Annotated in this window: 5 protein-coding genes and 1 pseudogene; 4 read left to right on the top strand and 2 right to left on the bottom strand. The window is 38.4% G+C overall.

Annotation, left to right across the window (positions count from 1 at the left end; all coding sequences use genetic code 11):
- Together H5993_RS08630 and H5993_RS08635 are read left to right on the top strand one after the other, a co-directional pair.
- A partial coding sequence (locus tag H5993_RS08630; protein ID WP_239458059.1) for an IS30 family transposase occupies positions 1–666 on the top strand: 666 nt, incomplete at its 5' end.
- 222 nt (positions 667–888) lie between these two features.
- A complete protein-coding gene (locus tag H5993_RS08635) occupies positions 889–4,038 on the top strand; it encodes a DUF1542 domain-containing protein (protein ID WP_204777055.1) in 3,150 nt (1,049 codons plus the stop codon).
- A gap of 205 nt (positions 4,039–4,243) precedes the next feature.
- On the opposite strand, the gene H5993_RS09660 is transcribed toward H5993_RS08635, so the two are convergent.
- Together H5993_RS09660 and H5993_RS08645 are read right to left on the bottom strand one after the other, a co-directional pair.
- Positions 4,244–4,705 (bottom strand): IS66 family transposase, encoded by a 462-nt coding sequence (locus H5993_RS09660; RefSeq protein ID WP_323134003.1) that lies wholly within the window; start codon positions 4,703–4,705, stop codon positions 4,244–4,246.
- A 23-nt stretch (positions 4,706–4,728) separates the two neighbouring features.
- Positions 4,729–5,642: pseudogene (locus H5993_RS08645) on the bottom strand (IS30 family transposase).
- 261 nt (positions 5,643–5,903) lie between these two features.
- Here H5993_RS08645 and H5993_RS09540 point away from each other — a divergent pair.
- Positions 5,904–6,140: a site-specific integrase gene (locus H5993_RS09540; protein ID WP_239458060.1), complete on the top strand. Its 237-nt coding sequence runs from the start codon at positions 5,904–5,906 to the stop codon at positions 6,138–6,140.
- Between the two features lie 20 nt (positions 6,141–6,160).
- Positions 6,161–6,637, top strand: coding sequence for a tyrosine-type recombinase/integrase (locus tag H5993_RS09545; RefSeq protein ID WP_428980936.1), 477 nt, complete (start codon positions 6,161–6,163; stop codon positions 6,635–6,637).
- The last annotated feature ends 1,186 nt before the right edge of the window (positions 6,638–7,823 follow it).

Below are 7,823 nucleotides of genomic sequence, written 5' to 3' on the forward strand. Positions count from 1 at the left end.
ATTAATGATGGTGTATTCCGTACGTCTAACTTGGACCTTTTTGAGAAAACTAAACGTAAACACCATCAATCTCATCCACGAGCCAAAAAGTGCTTAGGACCTAACATTGCTCAACGTCCACAGGTTGCGGACCAACGGTCCGAAATTGATCATTGGGAACTAGACACTATTCAAGGTCATAAAGATGGCAAGGATAGCGTTGTTCTAGTAATGACTGATCGTTTTTCACGGGTTAATATTACGAGAAAAATTACCAGTAAAACTGCATATGCAGTGAATCATTTTTTTGTTGAGTTGCGTCAGAAGCTTGGCAAGAGTGCTTACTATCGCATTTTTAAAACAATTACTTCTGATAATGGTTCTGAATTTAGTGAGTTAACGCGAGTTCATGACCATGTTTTTTACACTGACCCATATTCTCCTTGGGAACGCGGATCCAATGAAATCAATAATCGTTTTCTCCGGAAGAAGATTACTAAGGGCCAAGCTATTAATGATTATAGTAGTGCCCAGATTATAGCGACCAATAACTGGATGAATCACTATCCACGAGCCATATTTAATGGACGTTCTGCAATGGATGTTTACTGTAAAGCATTCTATCAAGAGATGTCACGTTCTTATCAACCAATAATTAATTGGTCAGTGCTATTTATTTCAGCCTAGTGGCTAACTTATTCTTGAAATTTAGAAATCGTTTTTTTGATGATAGATTTATACGAAGTATATGATACACTAAGAGTGTGATAAGTATATTTATTTCAGCTTAGTGGCTAACTTATTCTTGAAATTTAGAAATCGTTTTTTTGATGATAGATTTATACGAAGTATATGATACATTAAGAGTGTGATAAGTATATATATTTTATGAGCTTAGGAGGAACGGATATGGTTTCGAAAAACAATCATCAATTCTACCAACAAAAGCATGCCGAAAGGAAGCAACGTTGGGGAATACGGAAGTTATCTGTAGGAGTAGCATCAGTATTGTTGGGGACAACTTTTATGCTATATGGCAACCATGCGGTATCAGCCGATACGGTGCCAACTACTACACCTACTGATGCTACTGTCCAAACAGATAGCAATGTAGCAGACCATCAAGGTTCTGAAGCAACATTGCGGACTACAGCTGATAAAGAAAAAACGGTAGCAACCACAACTAATGCTGAAGAAAAAGTAGTGGCAACAAATACCCAAGATACTACGCAAGATAAAGACAAGCAGACAAATGCGAATGAAACTACGCAAAATACTACCAATGTCGACAAAAAAGATACTGAAGTAACGCCGACTAACGACGCAACAACACTAGCTACACAAAAGACGGCCGCCAAGTTTAAAGTACTGGCTGCACGACTAGAAATGAATGAAGAAGCCTCGACTAGCTTACCGATGTCAAACAAAGACATTAAGCTGGATTCCCAGCCCATGTTAACGGATATAATTAATAAGCCCAAGGATAACTGGGTATACAATAACATGAGGTGGTATAATGCTGATTCTTCAACAGCAAAAGTAAAGGAAATCTTGCAAAACCACACTACCAACGATGAGAGCGGGAGATACTACTTTGCCGGTGTTGCTAACTATAATGAATCTACCCATGTTATCTATTTGTTGGCCCGCTCAAATAATTTGAATGATAATGATTTATATGTAACAATTTTGCATACTGGAAAGAATACTATACAAGAAGAAGTGGTAGCACCTGGTGAATCAAAGAAGGTTGAGTATAGTAACGGGACAGGTGGAACTACTCATGCTCCAATTTTTACTAATTATGATGGGACTAGTGTTTCAATTGGTCTTGATGGGGTCGAAAAAGGCGATAATAATATATATGGCATGGTGGTTGGTTTTGCATATGGTCAGGATACCGGAAAGTCTGGAAACTCAGCTTCAATGGGAAATGGCTTTATGATGACTCCAATGCCAACGAAAGTGACAACTACGATTCATTATATTGATCAAGCAACGGGAGACGAACTTGCAGTGCCAAAATCTTTTGAAGGTGTTGCTTATCAGAAATACACAATTACCGGAGAGGCACCAACTATTGATGGATATACATTGAAACAATCGCCAAAGACCACAGGATATATCTCCCCATATAAAGTGGGTGAATCGTATGATTTTAGACTTGATAAACATGTAGTTATAAAGCAAACAGTAATTGACTCTCAAGGGTTTATTCGAGTTACTGCGTATTATGATGGTGAAGCGATTGATAATACGACACGTTACTTGGGGAACATACCAGATGTTAACGATCACTTCTCGTTTGGTTCGCATGGAAAATGGTACACATATATAAATCAAATTACATCAACTAATAATGGTATTGTTTACTATTATGCAAAGAATGGTAGTGAAGATAAGTCTGAAGTTAGAGTTCATTATATCGATGTAACTGGGAATAAAAGTTCTCTTTTTGTGCCGGGAGATGGGAAAGAAGTAGCAACAGATAAGATTAGTGGTAAATTGGGAGAAAATTATAATTATAGTGTCAAATTACCAACGGACTATAATTTGGCGACCAATCAAGTAAATACTGTAAATGGAACATATACTATTGATCATCACGATGAATATGTGTATATAGTCAAAAATACTTCTGCAACTAAAGATGATGCCAACAAGGCAATTGATGATGCTTTAGCTAAAAAGATTGACGAAATCAACAAGTCTAACTTAACTGACGAAGAGAAAGCTAAGTTAACTACTGACGCCAACGCTGCTGCAAATAACGCTAAGGCTAACATTAATAAAGCAACAACTAACGATGCAGTAAACACTGCTAAGGAAAATGGTGTTGGCACGATTAACAACGTTAAGGTTCCTGATACTTCTGCAACTAAAGATGATGCTAAGGATGCTGCTAAGGATGCCATTGATCAAGCTGCTAAGACTAAGGATGCTGCAATCGATGCTTCAAACTTAACTGATGAAGAAAAGGCTGATTTGAAGAAGCAAGTTGCTGATGAAGTTACCCAAGCTAAGGCTGCAATTGATGCTGCCACTAAAGACGCTGATGTTAATACAGCGCAAACCAATGGTGAAAAAGCTATTGATGCTGTTGAAATCCCTGCTTCAGTTTCTAAGACTGATGCCATTAACGCAATCAATGCTGCATTAGCAGATAAGAAGGCTGAAATTAACGGTACTAACTTAACTGATGAAGAAAAAACCGCAGTAATTAACAAAGCACAAAAGCTTGCTGATGACGCCATTGCTGACATTAATAAAGCTACAACTAATGATGCAGTAAACACTGCTAAGGAAAATGGTGTTCAAGCTATTAAGAACATGACAATTCCTACAGTTTCAGATGTTAAGAAGAACGCTAAGAATGCCATCGATCAAGCTGCTAAGGCTAAGAACGATGCAATTGATGCTTCAAACTTAACTGATGAAGAAAAGGCTGATTTGAAGAAGACAGTTGCTGCTGAAGGTCAAAAAGCTAAGGATAATATTGATGCTGCCACTAAAGACGCTGATGTTAAGACAGCGCAAACCGATGGTGAAAAGGCTATTAACAACATTAATGTTCCTGCTACTTCTGCAACTAAAGATGCTGCTAAGAATGTCATCGATGATGCTTTAGCTAAAAAGATTAAAGAAATCAGCAATGCTAACTTAACTGATGACCAAAAACAAAGCCTTATTGATCAAGCTCAGAACGCAGCTAACCAGGCTAAGGAAAACGTTCGGAGTGCTTCCACTGATGAAGACGTTCAAACTGCTAAGAACAATGGAATTGCAGCTATTAACGGAATTACTGTTAAGAGTAATTCAGTCGATGACCAAGATAATTCTGCAACTAATGAAGGGAACGGTAACCAAGCTGGTCATATTCAAAGTGATAACTCCAGTGACGTTACAAAGCATAGTTCTATTCAACAGTCTGGTAATGAAAAAACTCAATTACCACAAACTGGTAACGAAACACAACGTGGTGCAGGCTTAGTTGGCTTAGCCATTGCAGGCTTAGTTGGTTTGTTGGGCAGTGCCGGATTCCGTAAAAAGCGGGATTAAGCAACTACTCAAACCGTCGTAGCAAATTCATAACATAAATAAGGAGAGTGAGAAAAAACGCCCCAAATCGGCTAGCAAGCTGGTTTGGGGCGTTTGTCTTCGAACCTCCGCAAGGATGGCTAGGTTGTAAGCAGTCAATAACGATACGTATTGAAAATAAATGAAAGGGCGTGAGCCGCGGCTTTTTGCGGTTCACGCCCTTTCTCTAGTTATGACATACTTGTTGCACTTCTTCTGCCCACGGTAAAAAAGCCTCAATGTCGCTCCTTTTCTGGTTGGGTAGTCGATCAAACAGGTATTTGAAATACTTATATACATTTAGTTTATTAATTTTTGCTGTTGCCACTAACGTGTAATAAATCGCATTGGCTTCAACTCCACGAATACTTTTCGCAAACAAGCAGTTCTTGCGAACCAAGGTTGTAAAACGGATCTCTCCTTCTAGCGAGTTATTGCTTAGGGGAATTTGTCCATTTTCAAGAATTCGATAGACTCTTGTCCGAAGCCTTAAGGCATTCTTGATGGCTGCACACAGCCGGCCCTGTGGTGAAGTGATACTTCCCAAGTATTGGTAAAACCTATCAAGCAACGGTTTCACATGAGTAATTCTTTGCTGCCGCTTTTCCTTTTCAGTTTGATATACTAATTCGTTTTCCATAAGGTAGATTGCAAGAAATAACTTGAACGAATTTAGTAATGTAGATTAAGCAAGAAGATCTCGATTGGTGTATGCCAATTAAGAAATTTAAGTGGCCGTGAATTCAGATACCAATTGATTTGAACCAGTTGGTAATCACTTAGTTCTTCAATGGCTTGTCCCTTGGGAATAAACCGTCGCAAAACTCGATTACGGTTCTCATTACTACCGCGTTCATGTGGTGAATAAGCATGGGCAAAATAAACCGGAGTACCAGTTCGTTGCTCAATTGCCTGGTTCTTTACCATGATCTACGGTAAGCGTCTTGAGCTTGGCTTAAAGTTGACTAGCTAGTTCAAGTACGGCTTGAGTCATGGACTGACTGTCGCGACTATGGAGCCGTTTAACAATTGTCAGGCGACTCTTACGCTCCACAAAAGTAGCCACAGCTTGACCTTTACGCTTGCCAGAAAGCACGGTGTCAGCTTCAAAGTGGCCAAATTCCTGGCGAGTTTCGATTTTATGAGGACGCTCCTCAATGGAGCGGCCGTGACTGAATGTACCACGCTTTTCTTTAGCGCGATGGCAACGTATTCCATGATCAGGCAAATCAGATAATTGCACATCAAGCCATTTTTGATCAATCTAGTTATAAACCGTCTTGTAGGCAATCCCAACCACATGGGCAACTTGTTCAGGGGACCACTTTAGGACTTGAATCTTTTCCTCGATCAAGTGTTTAAGGTTTTTAGTGAGCGAAGACTTCCGCCCCCCGTTGACTAACCTTGCGTTCAAAGTCAGTTTGCGCTAGTTCAGCTTGATACTCACCGTTGAGCCGGTGAAGTTCGTTAAAGACTGTGGTTTTACTAAAGCCTAAGTAATTAGCGATGTATCGTAAGGAACGTCCTTCATTATGAAGCGTTTCAATGACAACGCGGTTCTGGAATGATAAAATAGTGGTGCCCATTAAGGTCCTTCTTTCTAATGGAATGTTGTGGTAACACCATTAAAGACCTTGATGGGTTTTTCTGTCCACTTAAATGTTCAACTTAAATTTTACAATCTGCCACATTTAAAAAAGTGGTTTGGCAATAAAAAGCTTCGAGAAATTAGAGCCGTAGATTGTGAAAAGTTTCGAGTGTACCTACTTGGTAAAAGTGGGTATTCACAAGGCTTTGCCAGTTTAGTATATTGTTTGTTTCGCAATACTTTAGATTATGCGGTGAGAATGGATTTTCTAGTTAAGAATCCATCGCGAAAGACAAAAGCGATTAATAAGGGAAAAACGACCGTTGCCTTTTGGACCAAGACTGAGTTTGAAAAGGTTTTGTCAGTAATCTATACCCAAGATTATTATCAACATATGTATTTTGTAATTTTGTATCTTTACTTTACCTGCGGAATGCGGGTTAGTGAGGGATTAGCTTTACTTATGATGATGTTGATTTTAAGCGGCATCGTTTGAAGATTCATAAGACACTTGAAATGAAGAACAAGCATGACTATGTAATCAAACCTTATACTAAGACCATTAATGGAATCCGAACTATTTCATTAGACAATGATACAATTCGTGTCTTAAAAAATTGGCGAAAAGACCAAGAGAAGCACGGGGTTCACAACTTTATTATGTCGTATGATGATACGCCGATGAGTAGAACAACGATTCCATTAATAGTGAAGCGTTTCGCTAAACTAGCTGGGGTAAAACCGATTCAGGCAAAGGGATTGCGTCATAGTCACGTTAGTTACCTTATCAACGAGTTTAATACTGATGTGTTAACAGTATCACGTCGGCTTGGTCATTCTAGTCCTGAGATTACATTAAAGTATTATGCTCATCTTTGGCCACGGAATAATGAAACAATCGCGGATGAAATGGAAGGTAATATTAAGTTTCAACCAGCGAAAGAAAATCGACTACGATTCACAGGCAATCAAAATATTCACTCTACGAAATAAGGTTCCCTACCAAAACCCTACCAAAATGAATAATAATGCTTTGAAACAGCGTCATTATAGGGCTTGGTGCAGGCATCATCATTTGAGTACGAGTGATGTTATAGTACAACATGAAGAGGGAAGCCTAAGATAACGGCATTTGTAGAGGGGCAAATTTGGTAGAAAAGGCAGTTTATTGCAAGTTGTCTACCAAAAGTCTACCAAAAACATCAATAGATAATACCGCAAAAGGTACTACGTAATTTGAGCTTGCGTAGTACCTTTTTTGTTATTGCATTGGCACGCCATTGTTTTAAAATTACATATTTTAGCTATAAGTAATAATATAATTATCTTTACAGGTTCTGTATATTATCCTTACTTAATTGTGAAGATAGGTATGTTCTTTATTTCCCAACAATGCGTCCAGAAAAGGAAACTAAGGACAGCAAGAAGGGTAAGAAGAACAAGAAAAAGTAGTCTGAAAGCCTGATGTGACGGCTTTTCGACGACTCTGTGAATTTAGACAAATTTAGTTGCTAGCTTGTAAAAAGTTAGTAATCTTGGTGTGTGTACACCAAAAATACACCAAATTTAACTAAAATAAGTTGGTAAAAAGCTTTTGTTTAAAAGTTATGGTTGAAATCCTAAGGCAATCTGTAATATTCGATGAGGGATCAAATAACCCTTGTTTTAGATTACTTTATTGGTTGAACGATAAAATCTGTTACTCCATTAAAAAAGACCTGCTAGGGTACGACAAGGCGAATTACAAGGGCTGCGCTAATAGATGCGAAAATGAAAGAGCATAAGATAACGGCATTTTGGCAATCTTAAGCCTAAGCCAACTCAGCAAAAGTAACACGTTTGTTTGCCACGGTGAAAGCATTCAATGTAAAAACTGGCTGTTTTTTTATTGAATAGTTAACGTTTATAGGATATGAACAATGTCAATAGTATTATTAAATTCCTATTATTTTGTATAATGGTGGATTATAGAATGAAGTTAGCCACCTAATTTGTGGTAAATGCAAAAACGCCATTCGGCGTGACATCAGGTATCATATTAAGTGAATCAAACCTATATGAAAGGATGTCCGTCAAATGACGCACTTAAATGATACCATGCCCACTAACCTTTTGGCCACTCATCGCAAATATGCACACCTTACTAAAGAAGAGCGAGTGATGATTGCGACTTTAAAGT

The sequence above is a fragment of the Limosilactobacillus alvi genome, from assembly GCF_016900115.1.
Classification (GTDB): domain Bacteria; phylum Bacillota; class Bacilli; order Lactobacillales; family Lactobacillaceae; genus Limosilactobacillus; species Limosilactobacillus alvi.